This is a genomic window from Microbacterium sulfonylureivorans, assembly GCF_003999995.1.
In the GTDB taxonomy this organism is placed as follows: Bacteria; Actinomycetota; Actinomycetes; order Actinomycetales; family Microbacteriaceae; genus Microbacterium; species Microbacterium sulfonylureivorans.
The window spans coordinates 260050-277305 of the sequence record NZ_RJAD01000003.1; the positions used below are offsets into that span (position 1 = coordinate 260050).

Consider the following 17256-nt stretch of genomic DNA (forward strand, 5'->3'; position numbering starts at 1 on the left):
CTCGTACGGGCGGCGTCAGAGGCTCGCCGCGAACTCCTTGAACCAGGGTCGCAGCTCGGGGCCGAGATCGTCACGATCTGCGGCGAGCTGCACGATGGCCTTGATGTAGTCCACCCTATCGCCGGTGTCGTAACGGCGACCGCCGAAAACGACCCCGTACACACCGGGGCCGTCGGGATCGGCCGCGAGCTCCTGGAGCGCATCCGTGAGCTGGATCTCGCCGCCCTTGCCGGGCTCGGTGCGCTCGAGGATCTCGAACACCTCCGAGGTGAGCACGTAGCGGCCGATGATCGCGAGGTTGGACGGGGCGTCCTCCGGCTTGGGCTTCTCCACGAGGCCCGTGACCTTGACGAGGCCGTCGGTGTCGGTCGGCTCGACGGCGGCGGCGCCGTACATGTGGATGTGCTCGGGGTCGACCTCCATGAGGGCGATGATGGTGGCACCCGTGCGCTCGTGCTCGGCGATCATCGTCGTGAGCAGCGGGTCGCGCTCGTCGATGAGGTCGTCGCCGAGCATGACGGCGAACGACGAGTCGCCCACGTGCGCCTTGGCGCGCAGGACCGCGTGGCCGAGACCCTTGGGCTCGCCCTGGCGGACGAAGTGGATGTCGGCGAGATCGCTCGACTCGAGCACCCGGTGCAGGCGATCGACGTCGCCCTTGTCCTTCAGCTTCTCCTCCAGCTCGGGCACGGAGTCGAAGTGGTTCGAGATCGCGTTCTTGTTGCGTCCGATGATGACGAGGATGTCGTCGATGCCCGCCTGTGCGGCCTCCTCTACGACGTACTGGATCGCCGGCTTGTCGACGACCGGGAGCATCTCCTTGGGCATCGCCTTCGTTGCGGGGAGGAAGCGCGTGCCGAGTCCGGCAGCGGGGATGACCGCCTTGATGGAAGTGTGAGGCATGCCTTGCATTCTATGGGCCGCATGTCACGGGTTTCCGCATGGGAGCGGCCCGGACGCCGTCTCGCACGGGCGGCGCCTAGAATCGAGGGCATGTCCGACGCGATCGCCGACGCGAAACGCGCGCTCCGTGCAGAACTGAGAGAGCGGCGACAGCTGCTGACCCCTCATGCCCGCGAGGCTGCGGCCGCCGGCATCCGCGCGCAGCTCGACGCGCTGGTCGACAGGCTGGGCGCCACGTCGATGTCGTGCTTCCTCTCGACGACGACCGAGCCGGGCACCCGCGAGTTCGTCGCAGCGGCGGTGGAGCGCGGCATCCGCGTGCTCCTGCCGGTCACCCGCGCCGACGGGCTGCTCGACTGGTCGGTCGCCACGCCCGACCTCGACATCGCCGAGGGGATGTTCGGGCTCCCCGAGCCCGTCGGCGAGCTGCTCGGCCCGATCGCCGTCAACGACGTCGACCTGCTCGTCATCCCGGCCGCCGCCGTCGACCGCCGCGGCATGCGGCTCGGATGGGGCCGCGGCTACTTCGACAAGACCATCGGCTCGATGGACCGGTGCCCGCCGGTCTACGCGGTCGTCTTCGACACGGAGGTCGTCGACGAGGTGCCGAGCGACGTGCACGACCAGCCGGTGACGGGCGTCGTCACCCCCACGCAGACCATCGTCCTCGCGCCCGTCCGGCGCTGAACGTCCGAGAGAGACATGCCCACCTACGCCTACGCCTGCAAGCAGTGCGGTCACCGCTTCGACGCGGTCCAGTCCTTCGCCGACCCCACGCTCACCGAGTGCCCCGAGTGCGGCGGCGCGCTCCGCAAGGAGTACGGATCGATCGGCGTGACGTTCAACGGTTCGGGCTTCTACCGCACCGATTCCCGTGCGGGCGAGAAGAAGTCGACGGATGCCTCCTCCTCCGCGTCGTCGACCTCCTCCTCGTCGAGCTCGGGTGGCGACTCATCGTCATCTTCGACATCATCGAAGACCGAGGCGAAGACCTCGCCCGCCTCGACCGGGTCGTGACCGGCGGAAGCCGGAGACAAGTGAGGAGCATCACGTGATCAAGGGCTTCAAGGAATTCATCCTCCGCGGGAACGTCATCGATCTGGCTGTCGCGGTGGTCATCGGCGCGGCGTTCACGGCGGTCGTCACGGCGATCGTGGACAGCATCATCACGCCCTTCATCGCTCTCTTCTGGAAGCCCGATGAGAACGGCGAGCTCGGGATCACCGTGCAGGGCCTGTGGGGCCCGGTCAACTTCCCGATCAACGACCTCATCAACGCGATCATCGCGTTTCTCGCCGTCGCGATCGTGGTCTACTTCGTCTTCGTCTTCCCGATGAACAAGCTCAAGGAGCGCGCCGCGGCGAAGGCCGGCCTCACGGAGGCCGACGAAGAGCCGAAGCTCCCCACTGAGCAGGAGCTGCTCGTGCAGATCCGCGACCTGCTCGCCGCGCAGCCGCCGGCCACCAAGGTCTGACGAGCTCGCCTCAGTAGTGCGGCGGGACGTCGCGGCGGAGCTGTTCGTCGTTGGGCCCCGCCGACTTTCCGGATGCCGCGCCCTCTGCGGGCTCGGCATCCGCCGTCCGCTCGTCGGCCGGGACCGGCTCGGCGGTGGTTCCGGGCGCGGGGGTGAGCTTCGCGCGCCGCGACCCGGGGACCCGCTCGATCCGCTGACGCCTACTCGACGACATCGATCGGCTGCGTGTCGGTCTCGACGCGCGGGGCCTCGGGTGGGACGCCGAGCATCGCGGCGATGCGCTGGGCGACGCCCGCGGGGTCGCTGTACAGGTCGAACGAGTGCACGCGCACGTAGTGCCACCCGAGCCTGCGGAGGATCTGGGGGCGCAGGCGGAGCGACTCCCGCAGCGACTCGCCGATCGTCTCGGGGTCGCTCTCGACCACGACCGCCTTGCCGTCGTACTGAGCGACGAGCGGGAGCAGCCCGCGGTAGTGCACGTCGACCGACAGGCCGAGACGACGCAGCTCGCGCGCGAGCGCCAGGGTGAGCGGATCGGCGAGGTCTTCGAGGCGGGCTTCGCGCGCCTTCGCGGCGATCCCGCCGAGGATGGCCATGAGCGTCGCCGCCCCGTGCTCGAGCCGTCCGTCGTCGAACGCGGACGGCCGGATGGACGACACGATCACCATCGACCGGCGGGCGCGGGTCATCCCCACCGTGAGCAGCCGCTCGCCGTCGGGGGTCGAGAGGTCGCCGAAGTCGCTCAGCACCCGGCCGTGCTTGGTCAGGCCGAATCCGAGCGAGAAGATCACGCGGTCGCGGCTCTCGGCGACGGACTCCTCGAGCGTCAGCACGGCGAAGGGCTCGGCGGTGTCGCGCGACACGAAGTCCGCGACATCCGATCTGCCGGCGAAGGCCGCCTCCACCGCCGCGCGGATGCGTTCCGCATGCCGGGTGCTGGCCGTCACGACCATGAGCGACTCGGTGCCGCGGTTGACGGCGTGCTCGACGACGAGCGTCACGACGCGCGCGACCTCGGCATCGGGGCTCTCGACCGCGCCGGTCACCGGATCGGGCGCACCTGTGCCGCCTTCGACGTAGTCGACACCGAGGCTGCCGCGGCCGAGGTACGACCCCGCCCACGGCAGCGAGACGAGCTCGCCGCCGTAGAACGCGTCGTTGACGAGCTCGGCGAGGTCCTCGCCGCCTGCGCGGTAGCTGCGCGTGAGGGTCTCGACCGGAAGAAGCTCGGCGAGCCGCTCGAACACGCTCGTCGGGTCGAAGGGCTCGGCCGGCTCGTCGTCGTCGCCCGGCACGCCCGCGGCCACGCGGAACGGCGTCGGCTTCTGTGTCACGGGATCGCCGAAGACGACGATCTGGCGGCCGCGCCGCAGCGCGGGCGCGGCCTCGGCGAGGCAGAGGGCCGCGGCATCCGCGAGGATCACGACGTCGAACTCGGGCGACGCCGGGATGTCGGGCACGTCGTAGGGCGACGAAAGCCACACCGGCGCCACGGTGCGCGTCAGGGCCGGGGCGACGACGGCGAGGTCGGTCGGCGTCACCGCGCCGTTCTTCAGCGCGAGCTTGAGTGCGCCCGCCTCGGCGGGGTGGTCGACGATGCCGATGCGCCACTGGGTCGCGAGCTGGGCGGCGAGCAGGGGTCCGGATGCCGCGGCATGCGCCTCGTCGACGAGCCGGAAGTCGCGTTCCAGGCGGTCGACCACAGCGGTGTTGGCGCCCAGGACGGCGCGGTCGGTTCGCAGCAGGAGCTCGAGCGCCGACTGCCACCACGCGTACTCCAGCTCGTCCGCGACCTCCGCCTCGGGCACGTGGCGGACGGAGAGCTCCGCGAGCAGCGGCTCGAGGCCGAGACCGGCGAGCTCGGTGCGCAGCGTCGCGCGCTCCTTGAGGTTGTCGAACACGTCGGAGTCGGCCGCCAGCCCCGCGAGCGTCCGCACGAGCTGCTTCACCGGGAGCGTCGCGAGGCGGTCGGGACCGGTGCGTCCGAGGATCGCGTCGACCTCGCCGAGCTCGGCATCCACCCGTGCCCACGCCACATGGACGTCGCTCAGTCCGAGCGGCACCTCGGGCGTGACACCGGCGTCGACGCAGCGCTGCCACTCGGTGCGCTGCTGCTGGATGCGCACGAGCGCCTCGTACATGTCGGGAACGTGCACGCCGGGACGGACGTACTCGCGCGACAGCCTGCGGAGACGGCGCCGATTCGGCCCGCTCATGTTCGGCGCGTCGCGGCGGGGCGCGTGCGCCTGGATGAGCTCTCCGAGCGGACGCTCGAACACCGTGAGGCTGAACCGGTCCAGCGAGTCGCGGATCCCCTGCAGCAGGCGCAGGTACGCGCCGAGCTCGGCGATCGTGTGGAACGGCCGCATCCGGGTCTGGGCGATGAGCTCGTACCCGCGCTCGAGCAGGCTCGGGATGTCGCTGCGGTGCAGCTTGCCGGCGAGGGCGTGCGCGGCACGGGCCTGCTCGGTGGTGGAGAACGACACGCCGTACCAGGGCGAGTCGTCGGGTCCGAAGCGGAATTCGCCCAGTCGCGCGGCGGCCGACAGCTTCGCCGCCGCGTCGGCGCGACCGCCGGCGAGGCGCTCCAGGGTGGCCCCGTCGAATCGGGCGGCGGTCGAGGGCGCGGGCTGCCGCGCCGACAGCGTGGCGAGCGAGCGGAGGATGTCGAGCACCGAGACGCCGAGCGACGGATGCTGCGCCGTCACGGCTCCCCGGTAGTCGCGGAGCACTCCGCGCAGGCGGACGAGCGCGTCGTCGATGTCGGCGATCTTCGGCTGCTCGGCCTTCTCGTTGCGGCCGATCGCGCGGATCAGGTCGCGCTGCAGACGGCGAGGCGACACGGCGAGCCCGGGCAGGCCGATGCCCGCGAGCCGGTGCCGGATGCCGTCGATCGTCGAGCTGCGCGCGCTCACCACGAGCACCCGCTTGCCGTCGCGGACGAGGGCGCCGACCGCGTTGATGATCGTCTGGGTGCCGCCGGTGCCCGGAAGCGTGTGGACGGCGAGCGACTGCCCGGCGGTGATGCGCGCGAGCACGCGCTCCTGCTCGGAGTCGGCGTCGAGCAGGAGCATGTCGGCCGCGGGCGGGCGCTCGTCGGGACTCGCGGGCTCGATGACCTCGCGACCCGCGGTGAGGGTCTCGCGGTCGGCGGGATGACCGGCGAGCGCGTTGAGCACCGGGTGGTCGAGGTCGGCGGCGTCGCGCGCCATCGCACCCCCGACATCGGCGAAGCTCGACACCAGGAGGCGCGGCTTGACCGTGTACGACTCGATCCACGACGTCAGGGCGCGCAGGTGGTCGATCACCGGCTGCGGCTTGAACACCCCGCCCTCGTGTGCGAGCGCCGCCAGGCCCGCACCGTCGAGCTCGATGCTGAAGTGCGTGCGCATCGCCCGGACCAGTTCGGGGTTGACCACGAACGAGCCGTGGAGCTTGAGCTCGAAGTCCGCGTGGTGGCGGCGGATCGCGAGGGGGCGCAGCAGGACGGGCGCCGAGCAGTCCATGCCGCCGATCCGCCAGGTGGCCAGTCCGACGGCGAGGTGCACGGGCTCGAGCCCGCGCGTGGTGCGCAGCTCGAGGTTCTTCGCGGTGATGCGCTCGGCGGCGAGACGGGCGTTGCGCAGAGCGACCTCGTCGCGGAAGAGATTCGACAGCAGTGTCGACCGCCCGGTGATGAACTGCGGGAGGCTGCCCGGATGCGCCTTCGTGATCTCGATCGACGCATCGGATGCGTCGGTGAAATGCAGCAGGGTGGAGCGGCCGCCGAGGTCGGCCGACTGCAGCCGCAGCCGTTCGCGCTCGGGGTCGGCGATGTGCGCCACCACGACGTCGGGCTCGGCGAGGCCGAGATCGCCCGGCGTCACGACGCTCCCGGGCACGGCGTCTTCTGCGCCGGCCACGACGCTGCCTTCTGCTCGCCACACACGAGCCACACTAAGCGCCCGTGTCCGGATGCCTCTTGCAGCGAGGCCGAGTTTCGCGGTATTGGACACGCCGAGTGATCAGCGCTTCCTCCCCACCCCGGTCGCCTCCCCCACCATGCACAGCCGGACGGCCTCGGCGACTCGTCGCGAGCCGTCGCGCCAGGATGGTCCCATGACCGTTCAGGACCCGCCCCGCTTCCGCGTCCATCCGTCGCCCGTGGGCGACATCCTGATCGTCACGACCGACGACGGCATCGTGACGCTGCATCCGTTCGAGGGCCCACTCGGGGCCGAGCTCGAGCGGGTGGCGATCGCCCTGCGCATCATGCCGGTGCCTGACGATTCGGATGCCGCGGCCGACGCCGCCCGTCAGCTCGACGAGTACTTCGACGGCGACCGCCGCGGGTTCGACCTCGCCCTGGACTGGCGGCTCGTGCGCGGCTTCACCCGCGCCGCGCTCGAGGCGGTGTGCGACATCCCCTACGGCGAGACGGCGGGCTACGGCGAAGTGGCGATCGCGGCCGGCAGCCCGCGCGCAGCGCGCGCCGTGGGAACGGCGTGCGCGACCACTCCGTTCTCGATCGTCGTGCCGGTGCACCGCGTCGTGCGCGCCGACGGCTCGCTGGGCGAGTACGGCGGCCGCCCCGACATCAAGCAGTACCTCATCGACCTCGAACGGCCCGTGGGCGTGTAGGCCGCCCGCGCGCAGCGCGACCCGGGCGGTCCATCCGCCCGGGTCGCGCATCCTCATCGCCGCTAGTGATGGGTCGCCTTCTCGGCACCGAAGCCGGTGAGCGAGCGCACCTCCATCTCTGCGGCCTTGCGCCGGTCCTCCGCCTTCGTCGAAGTCACCGAGCCCAGCCAGCCGAGGAAGAAGCCCAGCGGGATCGAGACGATCCCCGGATTGTTGAGCGGCCAGATCGCCGTGCCGACCTTGAACACGCTCGTCTCCGTGCCCCAGAACACCGGCGACAGGAAGATGAGGATCACGGCCGCCGCGAGCCCGCCGTACATGCTCCACACCGCGCCGCGCGTGGTGAACCTGCGCCAGAACAGCGAGTAGAGGATGGTCGGGAGGTTCGCCGATGCCGCCACCGCGAACGCGAGCGCGACGAGGAATGCGACGTTCTGTCCCTGCACGCCGATGCCTCCGACGATCGCCACGAGGCCGATCACCACCACCGTACGACGGGCGACCTTGACCTCGCCGTCCGGCGGGACGTTCCCCTTCTTCACGACGTTCGCGTAGATGTCGTGGGCGAACGAGGCCGCCGCGGTGATCGTCAGTCCGGCGACGACCGCGAGGATCGTCGCGAACGCGACCGCGGAGATGAACCCGAGCAGGATGGGCCCGCCGAGATGCAGCGCCAGGAGCGGCGCAGCGGAGTTCACGCCGCCGGGCGCGGCCTTGATCTCCTCCGGCCCCACCAGCGCGGCGGCGCCGTAGCCCAGCACGAGGGTGAGGAGGTAGAAGATGCCGATCAGCCAGATCGCCCACACCACCGAACGTCGCGCCTCCTTCGCCGTCGGCACCGTGTAGAAGCGCATCAGCACGTGAGGAAGGCCCGCTGTGCCGAGCACGAGCGCGATCGCCAGCGAGATGAAGTCCCACGGGTTGGCGCCGTACTGCAGCCCCGGCCCGAGGATCGCGTCCTGCGGGTCGGTCGTCGATGCCGCCACCGCGCTCTCGAGCAGGGTGTTGAAGTTGAACCCGTTGAGGGCGAGCACCCAGACCGTCATGACCAGCGCGCCGCCGATGAGGAGGAACGCCTTGACGATCTGAACCCAGGTCGTGCCCTTCATGCCGCCGATGAGCACGTAGACGATCATGAGCACGCCCACCACGGCGACGACGATCGACTGGCCGAGCGTCTCCTTGATGCCGAGCAGCAGCGACACGAGGCCCCCGGCGCCCGCCATCTGCGCGAGCAGGTAGAAGAAGCACACCGCGAGGGTCGTGATCGCGGCCGCCATCCGCACCGGGCCCTGCTTGAGGCGGAACGACAGCACGTCGGCCATCGTGAACTTGCCGGTGTTGCGCATGAGCTCGGCGACGAGCAGCAGCGCGACGAGCCAGGCGACGAGGAATCCGATCGAGTACAGGAAGCCGTCGTAGCCGTTGATCGCGATCGCCCCGCAGATGCCGAGGAACGAGGCGGCCGACAGGTAGTCGCCGGAGATGGCGAACCCGTTCTGCGGACCGGTGAACGACCGGCCGGCGGCGTAGTAGTCGGCGGCGGTCTTGTTGTTGCGGCTCGCGCGGATGACGATGAACAGCGTCACCGCGACGAACGCCCCGAAGATCGAGATGTTCAGGATGGGGTTGTTCTCGACCGTCTCGACGGCCGCCTGGACTGCTCCGAAGAAGTCGTTCATGACGCGGTCTCCTCTCGCGCCTCGAGCTCGTCGCGGATCTCTTCGGCGATGGGATCGAGGGTGCGGTTGGCGTACCAGACGTAGGTCATCGTGATCGCGAACGTCGTGACGAACTGGCCGAGCCCGAAGAGCAGCCCGAGGGTGACGTCACCCCACACGCGCTGCGCCATGAGCTCCGGCGCGAACGACGAGAGCAGGACGTATGCGAAGTACCAGACGAGGAACGCGATCGCCATCGGGAACACGAACCCGCGCTGGCGGCGCTTGAGCTCGGTGAACCGGGGCGACTCCTCGACTTCGATGTAGTCGATTCCGCCGGGTGGGGCGGTGTCGATCCGAGGATCGGACATGTGGCCTCCTTGCCTCATGAACAGGCGCGTCATCGCGCCGGGGGGGTTCCGGGCCGAGGACTCGCGATCGACCCTGGTGGTATGGTCGACGCTACGAAACGCGGCGACGACGCCGTCACCCCCGGAAGTAGGTAGTGCGTGGGCGGCCAATCCGGCAGCGACCAGCTGCCCGGCAGCGAGAGCGAAGCGCAGGTTCTGGCACGCGCGGTGTCCGACCTCGCCCGCCGCACGCGCTTCCCGGTCGCCTTCGGCGGCCTCGAGCAGGGCGATGCGATCCACGTCACCTCCATCGTCGGCGCGCGCACCCGCAGCCTCGAAGGACTCGTGGTGCAGGCATCCCGGGGCCTCGGCGGCCGCGCGCTCGTCGAGAAGCGCCCCCGCCTCGCCCTGGACTACCGCTCGGCGCGGAGCATCACGCACGACTACGACCGCGCTGTGCTCGGCGAGGGCATCTCGACGCTGTTCGCGGTGCCGGTGCTCGTCGGCAGTCGCGCCCGCGGCGTCATCTACTGCGGCTCGTGGGCCGCGGCTCCCGTCGGCGACGTGGTCGCCCGACCCGCGTTCGCGGTGGCCGACGAGCTGTCGAGCGAGCTGCGCATCCGCGAAGAGGTGCGTCGGCGACTGGCTCTCGCGCCCACGCCGGCCGAGGCATCCGCTCTCGCGCCCGCGGCGCGCGAGGAGCTGCGCGAGACGTACGCCGAACTGCGCAGCATCGCGGCAGTGGTCGAAGACCCCGCGCTCCGCGACCGGCTGGCGCGGCTGGAGCAGCGGCTCGCGGCGTTGTCGCACGCCGAGAAGGAACCGCCGCTCGATCTCGACGTGCGGCTCTCCCCTCGCGAGATCGACGTTCTCGCGTGCGCCGCGCTGGGTTCGACGAATGCCGAGATCGCGAAGACGCTCTCCCTGCGCGAAGGCACCGTCAAGTCGTACCTGCAATCCGCGATGGCGAAATTGGATGCCTCGACCCGCCACGCGGCGGTGGCGAGGGCGCGTCGCGCCGGCCTCCTCCCCTGAGTCGACGCCGTTCCGGCGCGCACGGCGGATCATCGGGAGACGTCCGCGCCCTGCCGACAATTCCCTGAGGCGCGCGAATGCGCATTCGCTCGAAAAGGGAGCGGCGAACGCGGAATTCTCGATGCGACGCGCGCCGGGAATTGAATTGTCGCTGCCCCGGAATGCCGAATTCGGTGCAATTCGGCGTATCGTCGTGCGCATGGCCCGCAGAATCGTGCATCAGCTCGTCGACGACCTCGACGGCACCATCCTCGAAGTCGGCGAAGGCGAGACGGTCCTGTTCTCGCTCGACGGAGTCGCCTACGAGATCGACCTCACCGACGTCAACGCCGCGGCGCTCCGCGACGCCCTCGCCCCGTTCGTCGCGGCCGGGCGCAGCGTCTCGTCGTCGTCGCGATCGGGTGGCGGCGGCTCGGCGGCCGCCCGCAAGCGCCGTCGCTCCGGTCAGCAGGACTTCAGCGCGGTGCGCGAGTGGGCGAAGGCGAACGGCCACCAGGTGTCGGAGCGGGGCCGGGTTCCGGCATCCGTTCTCGAGGCCTACGAGGCGGCGCACTGACGCACGCCGCCCCGCCGGCGGTCACGCGGTCGTCTTGACGGCCCCGAGCACCTTCGTGAGCGTGTGCTTGGCGTCGCCGAGCACGATCGACACCTTCGGGTCGAAGAACAGCTCGTTCTCGATGCCCGCGAACCCGGGGTTCAGGGAGCGCTTGAGGAAGACGACCTGCTGCGCGTCGGCGACCGTGAGGATCGGCATCCCGTAGATCGGCGACCCGGGCGAGGTCTTCGCGGCCGGGTTGACGACGTCGTTGGCGCCGACGACGAGCACCAGGTCGGTCGTCTTGAACCGCGGGTTGACCTCGTCCATCTCGATGAGCGCGTCGTACGGCACATTGGCCTCGGCGAGCAGCACGTTCATGTGCCCGGGCATGCGACCGGCGACCGGATGGATGCCGAACACGACGTCGACGCCGCGATCGCGCAGCACCTCGGCGAGCTCGGCCGCAGCGTGGTGCGCCCCGGCGACCGCGAGCCCGTAGCCGGGCACGATCACGACGCGCTGCGCGTAGTCGAGGAGGATGGCGACGTCGTCGGCGTCCATCGTGCGGACGGGGCGATCGCTCGCCCCTCCCCCGGTGACGCCGGCCACATGTGCCCGGAACGCGCCGAAGACGATGCCGGTGACGGTGCGGCCCATGGCCTTCGCCATGGCCATCGTCAGGATCGTGCCGCTCGCGCCGACGAGCGTGCCCGCGATGAGCAGCAGGACGTTGGCGAGGACGAGACCGGATGCCGCGACCGCGAGTCCGGTGAAGGCGTTGAGCAGCGAGATCACGATGGGCACGTCGGCCCCGCCGATCGGGAGCACGAGCAGCACGCCCAGCACGAGGCCGATCCCGACGAGCGCGAACGCGTAGACCGCGTCGCCGGTGAGAACGAGCGCGACGCCCGCGGCGATCGCCGCCACCACGAGCAGCACCATGAGCGCGCGGAGGCCGGGGAACGTGACCGCCTTCGAGGTGAGGATGCCTTGGAGCTTGCCGAAGGTGACGAACGAGCCGGTGAGCGAGACGCCGCCGATGAGGACCGTGAACGCGACGACGCCGAGGGTCCACGGGCTGTCGCTGTGCCCCACCTCGACGAGGGCGACGAGGGCGGCCGCGCCGCCGCCGACGCCGTTGAACGCGGCGATGAGCTGCGGCATCTGCGTCATCTGCACGCGACGCGCGGCGGGCACGGCGATGACCGCGCCCACCACGACGGCGGCGATGATCCACACGATGTTGTCGAGGTCGACGCTGAGGCAGTAGGCCAGCACGGCGATCGCCGCTCCGGCGGCGCCGAGCAGGTTCGCGCGCCGAGCCGTACGGGGATTGCCGAGCCCTTTGAGGGCGAGGATGAACAGCACCGCGGCGACGATGTAGCAGACGGTGACGACCTCGGGAGGGAGCAGCTTCACGAGGCCACCTCCGCGCGGCGGGGCTTGGCGGAGAACATCACGAGCATCCGGTCGGTGACGACGAAGCCGCCGACGACGTTGATCGTGGCGAGCAGCACGGCGACGATCGACAGCGTCAGGGCGAGCGGGTCCTCGGCCTGACCGGCGACCATGATGGCGCCGAGCAGGATGATGCCGTGGATCGCGTTCGCCTCGCTCATGAGCGGGGTGTGCAGCGTGCTCGAGACCTTCGAGACGACCTCGAAGCCGAGGAACACGGCGAGGATCGTGATCGTGAGCAGGGCGAAGCCGTCCATCAGGCGCTCACCTCCTGCCCGAGCGCGGAGGCCACGCGTTCGTTCACGAGCCGGCCATCGTGGGTGATGGCGCTTCCCGCCACGAGCTCGTCGTCGAAGTCGAGCACGGTCTCCCCTTCCTTCAGCAGCAGCGCGGCGAAGTTCGCGCAGTTCATGGCGTAGAGCTTGGAGGCGTCTGGGGCGAGATCGGATGGGAGGTCGCGCGCGCCGATGAGGGTGACGGCGCCGCCCGCGACCTCGACCCGGAGCTGCTCCCCCGCGACCGAGCCCTCGATGTTCCCGCCCGACTCGGCGGCCAGGTCGACGAGCACCGAGCCCGGCTTCATGCCGGCGACCATGGCGGCCGTGACGAGCCGCGGGGCGGCGCGGCCCGGCACGGCCGCGGTCGTGATGACGATGTCGGCGGCCGCGATGTGCGGGGCGAGCAGCTCCTGCTGCCGCCGCGCCCGGTCTTCGGCGAGCTCCTTCGCGTAGCCGCCGGCCGCATCGGCGGTGCCGAGATCGAGGTCGATGAACGTGCCGCCGACCGACCGCACCTCGTCGGCGGACGCCGCGCGCACGTCGTTCGCCGACACCACCGCGCCGAGCCGCTTGGCCGTGGCGATGGCCGACAGCCCCGCGACACCCGCGCCGAGCACCAGCACGCGTGCCGGAGCGAGCGTGCCCGCGGCGGTCATCGTCATGCCGAACATGCGCCCGAAGGCGTCGGCGGCGAGGGTCACGAGGCGATAGCCCGAGAGCAGCGACTGCGACGACAGGACGTCCATCGACTGCGCCCGCGAGATGCGCGGCAGGAGGTCGAGTGCGAACGCCGTCACCCCGCGGCTCTGGGCCGCCACCACTCCCGCCGCGTTCTGGAACGGGTCGAGCATCCCGATCGTGATGGTTCCCGCGGGGAGCGCGTCGAACCCGGGGGCAGACAGCGGTCGGACATGGAACAGGATGCCGCCGCCCACGGCCGTGCCGCGCTCGACGATGCTCGCGCCGGCGTCGCGGTACGCGGCATCCGGGATCAGCGAAGCCTCACCCGCCCCCGCCTCGATCTCGACGCTCGCGCCGGCGGCGACGAGCTTCCTGACGCTCTCGGGCGAAGCGGCGACGCGCTTCTCTCCTGGCGCGCGTTCGGCGCGCACGCGGACGGTGACCGGCACGGATCCCTCACTCCTCCGCGACGACGGCGTCGCGGCACTGTGGGAATCGTAACGAGGGGATGCCCCGCCCCGGCGAGGTGGAGACGCAATCGTTGTGGACGCCGGCCCGAAACCGGTGCGGTGCCTCCGCGGCCGGCGCCGCTTTGTCAACCCCTGCAGCCGATCGGCGGGCGGCGGCGTATCGTTCGAATCTCGCGCAGGGTTCAGGGGGGCGCGTCGATATCAGTCTCCGCAGCGCGGAGAACCATCATGCAGAACCGACACGCTCATGAAGACACTGACGAATCGCGCAGGAACCTATTCGACGGGCGACGAGATCGCCGACGCGGTCATGGACTACAGCGGCGCACTCGCCGAGGAGCGACGCACCGAGGTCGTCGACATCCCCTTCGTCGCCACCTCCGGCGTGATCCGCCGTGTGCAGATCCTGATCGGCTGGCGGGTCGAGGTCAACTCGGTCCATCACGGCGGGAGCCCCCGAGAGCTCGTCGATGAGGAGCTGTCGGGGATGCTGCGGCGCAAGGCGGAGGCCGTGCGGAGTCCCTCCGGCGATACGCCGTTCACCGACGACGACATCGCGCGGTTCTTCGGCGCCAGCGACTACTGAGCCCTGTGGGGGCGTACGCGGATGCTGCGGCATCCGCTCTGCCCGTTCGTGGGAATCCCCTCCGAATGCCTCTCTCGCCTTGAGATGCGCTCGGATTCTCGGAATCGTGGCCCGTCCGCAGTCCGCTACGGAAGGAAGAACATCATGCTCACGATGACCCAGACCGCCGCAGAGGCCGTCAAGCAGATCGTCGCGCGGGTTCCGCAGGCCGAAGACGGAGGCGTGCGCATCCGCGACACGGGAAGCGACACCGGGTTCGAACTCAGCGTCGCGCCCGATCCGCTGCCGCTCGACACTGTCGTCGTCACCGACGGCGCGCGCGTGTTCCTCGACGAAGGCGCCGCGAGCGCCCTCGACGACCGCGTGCTCGACGCGGAACTCGCTCAGGACGGCTCCGTGCGCTTCGCGCTCGGCACGCAGGCCTGACCTTCGGTCCACGACGGCCCCGGTGCTCCGGCATCGGGGCCGTCGCCCGTTCGGAGGGCGGGTCAGGGGCAGAGTGCGAAGACGTAGTCGGCGTCGCCGGGGAGCGCGAGCTGCCGGTCGCGCAGCACGATCGACGGCGGAGTGTCGCTCTCCCGGCAGACGGCGTCGAAGTCGAGGTCGGGATGGTCGGCGTACTCGATCGCGATGACGTTCACGCCGTAGACCTCGGTGTAGAGCTCGCACTCGTCGTACGCCGCGCACTCCTCCGCGACGGCGAAGTCGAACCCGGCGTCTTCGTGCAGCGCGGCGGAGTGCTCGGCGGCGTTCTTCTGGGCCGCCGCGAGGCCGTTCTCGTGCGCCACGTCGACGAAGGCCTCGGCGAGGGCCAGGTTGTCCTCGATTCCGAGCGCCCCGTCGGTGCGGGCATACGTGTCGAGGTTGTCGAACTCGACGGCATCGAAGCCGGCGTCGGCGCAGCCGCGGATCCACGGCTCGACCACCTCGACGATCGCGGCACGGCTCTCCGGCGTCGACGTGTCGAGCAGCGCCTCGTCGGGCCAGAACGGATCGAACACGGGTTCGCCGGCGAAGTCATGGAGCAGGGTGTCGTCGGGCCACAGGCCGAGCTCGCCCGGCTGGGTCTGGAAGCCGTTGACGTAGCAGATCGAGTAGACGTCGGGAGCCGGGGGCTGCGTTCGGTCGCGCGCCACGATCTCGACTCCGGGCGGCGGCGGGTACGACCCGCCGAGCTGATAGTCCGGCCCCGCTCCGGCGGGCGGCAGGACGATCTGAGACGCGGCGCTGCACGCCACCAAGGTCGACGCCGCGACGAGAACGGCGATGAGGGATGCCGCGGCCCGCTGTGGCGTCACGGGTGCGACGCTACCCCGGTCGGCCGACGGACGGGCCGAGGACGACCGGTAGACTCGGGGGGCCAGCCTCTGTAGCTCAATGGAAGAGCAGTTCCGTCCTAAGGAAACGGTTGGGGGTTCGAGTCCCTCCAGGGGCACTTTGTTAAGTTGGGCCTGATCAGGGGTTTATCTGTGGTCTGACCACAGATTTTCCGATTCTTGCCCGCTTTTTGCCCGTTTTCTCTTTCGAGAAGCGCCCTTCATCGGCCTTCCTTCGGCGCCCGCGGACGCCAAAAAGCTACATTCTTGAGAATTGGCGGATGCTCGCTTCACTGAGCAATCTGCTCAATCGAGGCTCACATCAAGCCGTTGGCGCTCCCGGGCGCGCCGACCGGCTCCGGCGCGGCCGTCATCGCGGCATTGAGACTGGACGCCACCGCGTCGAGATCGTCCTCGAACAGGTCCGCGTAGGTGTCCAGCGTCATGGCGGCCGACGCGTGGCCGAGCATCCGCTGCACCGCCTTCACGTTCGCGCCGGAGCTGATAGCGAGTGACGCCGCTGTGTGCCGGAGGTCGTGCGGGGTGAGACGCGGGATAGACGGGTCCACGACCTGTGCACGGCGCACCGAGTTGGCAAACCAGCCCACCGCCCCGGAGTTGCGCATGTGGTGCTCCCCGTCACCGAACAGCAGCCCCTCGGGTCCTTTGCCGGCGCAGGCCGCGGCGATGAGCGGATCGAGCCCCGCGGGATAGGGAACCGAGCGCTTCTCGTGCGTCTTCGGGGTGCCGACGATGATCTCGTACTGGATCATGACGGCGTTCTCCTCGATGTTGAGCCGGCGTCGCTGCCGGTTGACCGCGCGCACTCGCAGCGCCGTCGCCTCTCCCCACCGAAGACCCGTGTACGCGAGGACCAGCACGAGGGTCGGATGCGGTGAGCACGCGGCCAGCGTGCTTACCTGCTCATGCGAGAGGTAGACGCGGCGCTTGCCCGGACCGTGGCGCGGAAGGTTGCGTACGCGGCGGGCCGGATTGTTGGCCAGCCGTCGATCGTCGATCGCGACGTCGAGGATGCCCGCCAGGATCCCGAGCGCGCGAAGGACGACGCTGCGCGATCGGCGGGACGCCAGATCGGCTACCCACTCCTGCACCTCCGACCGGCGGATGGACGCGATCTCGCGATGGGCCCATACCGGCTCCACGTGCTTGCGCCACGAGTGCTCGAGCGCGGCGTACGACGAGGGCTTGAGCATCGGCGGGCGCCTAGACCGGAGGAAGGCCTCGGCGAACGCGGAGACCGGGGCCTTCGACAGCGCCGGATCGATGTAGTCGCCCTGCGCCTTGGACACCGTGACGGTGGAGAGGAACAGCTTCGCATCACGCATCGTCGTGAAGCCGCGCTTCTCGGTCTCGGTGCGATCCGGCTTGCGGTAGCGCACCCGGTAGCGGCGGCCTTTCGCCGACTCGTATGGAGTGATCGTGCCCATCTCGACCTCACTGGTTTCCGGCCTACTTGGTCAGTATCGGCCCAGTGTCGGACACCGAAACGACCCCGTCAACGGCTCCAGAGCGGGATGCAGGGCGTTGTGCAAGAAGGTCGCGATCTGTCGTCGGTAGGGACGGGATCGCCTCGCTTCGACGCCGAGAGTGTAGCGATCGGGCACGGCTCCGATCCCGGCTTTCCTGACTAGTGCTCCTCCAGGCTTGAGCGTGCTGTCGAGTGCCGCCTCCTCCGACCACGTGATGGTAGCGGTCGTTGACGGCTTCGTTCCCTCCGCTCGCTATTTGCAGACTTCGCTCTCCGCTGCGCTCCGATCTGCGCTTAGCAACCGCTCGCACCGGGCACTGCGCCACCCCCGCCCGCATGATCGCTGATTGTCGGAGCCACGGCGACGATTGACGTGAGCTCCCATGCAATATGAAGG

Annotated in this window: 18 protein-coding genes and 1 tRNA gene; 9 read left to right on the forward strand and 10 right to left on the reverse strand. The window is 70.2% G+C overall.

The genetic code is table 11. The features are described from left to right. Positions 1 to 15: 15 nt before the first annotated feature. A complete protein-coding gene (galU, locus tag EER34_RS14715; RefSeq protein WP_127476056.1) occupies positions 16 to 903 on the reverse strand; it encodes a UTP--glucose-1-phosphate uridylyltransferase GalU in 888 nt (295 codons plus the stop codon). Positions 904 to 993: 90 nt separating this feature from the next. Here galU and EER34_RS14720 point away from each other — a divergent pair, with 90 nt between their 5' ends. The 3 genes from EER34_RS14720 to mscL are packed head-to-tail and all read left to right on the forward strand — an operon-like array spanning position 994 to position 2377. Continuing rightward, positions 994 to 1590, forward strand: a complete 597-nt coding sequence (locus EER34_RS14720; protein ID WP_127476058.1) for a 5-formyltetrahydrofolate cyclo-ligase — start codon at positions 994 to 996, stop codon at positions 1588 to 1590. A 15-nt stretch (positions 1591 to 1605) separates the two neighbouring features. Further along, on the forward strand, positions 1606 to 1920 hold the full coding sequence (locus tag EER34_RS14725) for an FmdB family zinc ribbon protein (RefSeq protein ID WP_127476060.1): 315 nt from the start codon (positions 1606 to 1608) through the stop codon (positions 1918 to 1920). 34 nt (positions 1921 to 1954) lie between these two features. After that, complete coding sequence (mscL, locus tag EER34_RS14730; RefSeq protein ID WP_127476062.1) at positions 1955 to 2377, forward strand: large conductance mechanosensitive channel protein MscL; 423 nt, start codon at positions 1955 to 1957, stop codon at positions 2375 to 2377. Positions 2378 to 2387: 10 nt separating this feature from the next. On the opposite strand, the gene EER34_RS14735 is transcribed toward mscL, so the two are convergent. Next, entirely contained in the window at positions 2388 to 2591 is a 204-nt protein-coding gene (locus tag EER34_RS14735; protein WP_127476064.1) for a hypothetical protein, read from the reverse strand. Further along, positions 2578 to 6279, reverse strand: coding sequence for an AAA family ATPase (locus tag EER34_RS14740; RefSeq protein ID WP_127476066.1), 3702 nt, complete (start codon positions 6277 to 6279; stop codon positions 2578 to 2580). The genes EER34_RS14735 and EER34_RS14740 overlap by 14 nt, the downstream gene beginning before the upstream one ends. A gap of 196 nt (positions 6280 to 6475) precedes the next feature. On the opposite strand from EER34_RS14740, the gene EER34_RS14745 reads away from it, so the two are divergent. Next, on the forward strand, positions 6476 to 6997 hold the full coding sequence (locus EER34_RS14745) for a methylated-DNA--[protein]-cysteine S-methyltransferase (RefSeq protein ID WP_127476068.1): 522 nt from the start codon (positions 6476 to 6478) through the stop codon (positions 6995 to 6997). Positions 6998 to 7059: 62 nt separating this feature from the next. Here the strand turns inward: EER34_RS14745 and EER34_RS14750 are convergent, their stop codons facing one another. After that, positions 7060 to 8679, reverse strand: a complete 1620-nt coding sequence (locus EER34_RS14750) for a solute symporter family protein (RefSeq protein WP_127476070.1) — start codon at positions 8677 to 8679, stop codon at positions 7060 to 7062. Beyond that, on the reverse strand, positions 8676 to 9029 hold the full coding sequence (locus tag EER34_RS14755) for a DUF485 domain-containing protein (RefSeq protein ID WP_127476072.1): 354 nt from the start codon (positions 9027 to 9029) through the stop codon (positions 8676 to 8678). The genes EER34_RS14750 and EER34_RS14755 overlap by 4 nt, the downstream gene beginning before the upstream one ends. Positions 9030 to 9167: 138 nt before the next feature. On the opposite strand from EER34_RS14755, the gene EER34_RS14760 reads away from it, so the two are divergent. Then, positions 9168 to 10043, forward strand: a complete 876-nt coding sequence (locus EER34_RS14760; RefSeq protein WP_240642402.1) for a helix-turn-helix transcriptional regulator — start codon at positions 9168 to 9170, stop codon at positions 10041 to 10043. A gap of 199 nt (positions 10044 to 10242) precedes the next feature. After that, entirely contained in the window at positions 10243 to 10599 is a 357-nt protein-coding gene (locus tag EER34_RS14765) for a histone-like nucleoid-structuring protein Lsr2 (RefSeq protein WP_127476074.1), read from the forward strand. A gap of 21 nt (positions 10600 to 10620) precedes the next feature. Here the strand turns inward: EER34_RS14765 and EER34_RS14770 are convergent, their stop codons facing one another. From EER34_RS14770 to EER34_RS14780, 3 genes are read right to left on the reverse strand one after another with little or no spacing between them, the layout of a single operon-like run. After that, positions 10621 to 12000 (reverse strand): NAD(P)(+) transhydrogenase (Re/Si-specific) subunit beta, encoded by a 1380-nt coding sequence (locus EER34_RS14770; protein WP_127476076.1) that lies wholly within the window; start codon positions 11998 to 12000, stop codon positions 10621 to 10623. After that, complete coding sequence (locus tag EER34_RS14775) at positions 11997 to 12296, reverse strand: NAD(P) transhydrogenase subunit alpha part 2 (RefSeq protein ID WP_127476078.1); 300 nt, start codon at positions 12294 to 12296, stop codon at positions 11997 to 11999. Before EER34_RS14775 ends, EER34_RS14770 begins: the two co-directional genes overlap by 4 nt. Then, on the reverse strand, positions 12296 to 13447 hold the full coding sequence (locus tag EER34_RS14780; RefSeq protein ID WP_240642403.1) for an NAD(P) transhydrogenase subunit alpha: 1152 nt from the start codon (positions 13445 to 13447) through the stop codon (positions 12296 to 12298). Before EER34_RS14780 ends, EER34_RS14775 begins: the two co-directional genes overlap by 1 nt. 268 nt (positions 13448 to 13715) lie before the next feature. On the opposite strand from EER34_RS14780, the gene EER34_RS14785 reads away from it, so the two are divergent. Then, positions 13716 to 14054, forward strand: coding sequence for a hypothetical protein (locus EER34_RS14785; protein WP_127476080.1), 339 nt, complete (start codon positions 13716 to 13718; stop codon positions 14052 to 14054). Positions 14055 to 14198: 144 nt separating this feature from the next. Beyond that, entirely contained in the window at positions 14199 to 14480 is a 282-nt protein-coding gene (locus tag EER34_RS14790) for a Fe-S cluster assembly protein HesB (RefSeq protein ID WP_127476082.1), read from the forward strand. A gap of 62 nt (positions 14481 to 14542) precedes the next feature. On the opposite strand, the gene EER34_RS14795 is transcribed toward EER34_RS14790, so the two are convergent. Further along, positions 14543 to 15352 (reverse strand): endo alpha-1,4 polygalactosaminidase, encoded by an 810-nt coding sequence (locus EER34_RS14795; RefSeq protein ID WP_127476084.1) that lies wholly within the window; start codon positions 15350 to 15352, stop codon positions 14543 to 14545. A gap of 65 nt (positions 15353 to 15417) precedes the next feature. On the opposite strand from EER34_RS14795, the gene EER34_RS14800 reads away from it, so the two are divergent. Then, positions 15418 to 15489: transfer RNA gene (locus EER34_RS14800), tRNA-Arg, on the forward strand. A 198-nt stretch (positions 15490 to 15687) separates the two neighbouring features. Here EER34_RS14800 and EER34_RS14805 read toward each other — a convergent pair. Beyond that, on the reverse strand, positions 15688 to 16818 hold the full coding sequence (locus EER34_RS14805) for a tyrosine-type recombinase/integrase (protein ID WP_127476086.1): 1131 nt from the start codon (positions 16816 to 16818) through the stop codon (positions 15688 to 15690). Positions 16819 to 17256: the final 438 nt, after the last annotated feature.

Excerpts from the sequence above, each read along its gene's own strand:
- EER34_RS14755 (WP_127476072.1), bottom strand. The coding sequence starts at position 9,029 with ATGTCCGATCCTCGGATCGACACCGCCCCACCCGGCGGAATCGACTAC.
- galU (WP_127476056.1), bottom strand. The coding sequence starts at position 903 with ATGCCTCACACTTCCATCAAGGCGGTCATCCCCGCTGCCGGACTCGGC.
- EER34_RS14735 (WP_127476064.1), bottom strand. The coding sequence starts at position 2,591 with ATGTCGTCGAGTAGGCGTCAGCGGATCGAGCGGGTCCCCGGGTCGCGG.
- EER34_RS14750 (WP_127476070.1), bottom strand. The coding sequence starts at position 8,679 with ATGAACGACTTCTTCGGAGCAGTCCAGGCGGCCGTCGAGACGGTCGAG.
- EER34_RS14775 (WP_127476078.1), bottom strand. The coding sequence starts at position 12,296 with ATGGACGGCTTCGCCCTGCTCACGATCACGATCCTCGCCGTGTTCCTC.
- EER34_RS14805 (WP_127476086.1), bottom strand. The coding sequence starts at position 16,818 with ATGGGCACGATCACTCCATACGAGTCGGCGAAAGGCCGCCGCTACCGG.
- EER34_RS14765 (WP_127476074.1), top strand. The coding sequence starts at position 10,243 with ATGGCCCGCAGAATCGTGCATCAGCTCGTCGACGACCTCGACGGCACC.
- EER34_RS14720 (WP_127476058.1), top strand. The coding sequence starts at position 994 with ATGTCCGACGCGATCGCCGACGCGAAACGCGCGCTCCGTGCAGAACTG.
- EER34_RS14790 (WP_127476082.1), top strand. The coding sequence starts at position 14,199 with ATGCTCACGATGACCCAGACCGCCGCAGAGGCCGTCAAGCAGATCGTC.
- EER34_RS14725 (WP_127476060.1), top strand. The coding sequence starts at position 1,606 with ATGCCCACCTACGCCTACGCCTGCAAGCAGTGCGGTCACCGCTTCGAC.
- EER34_RS14785 (WP_127476080.1), top strand. The coding sequence starts at position 13,716 with ATGAAGACACTGACGAATCGCGCAGGAACCTATTCGACGGGCGACGAG.
- EER34_RS14745 (WP_127476068.1), top strand. The coding sequence starts at position 6,476 with ATGACCGTTCAGGACCCGCCCCGCTTCCGCGTCCATCCGTCGCCCGTG.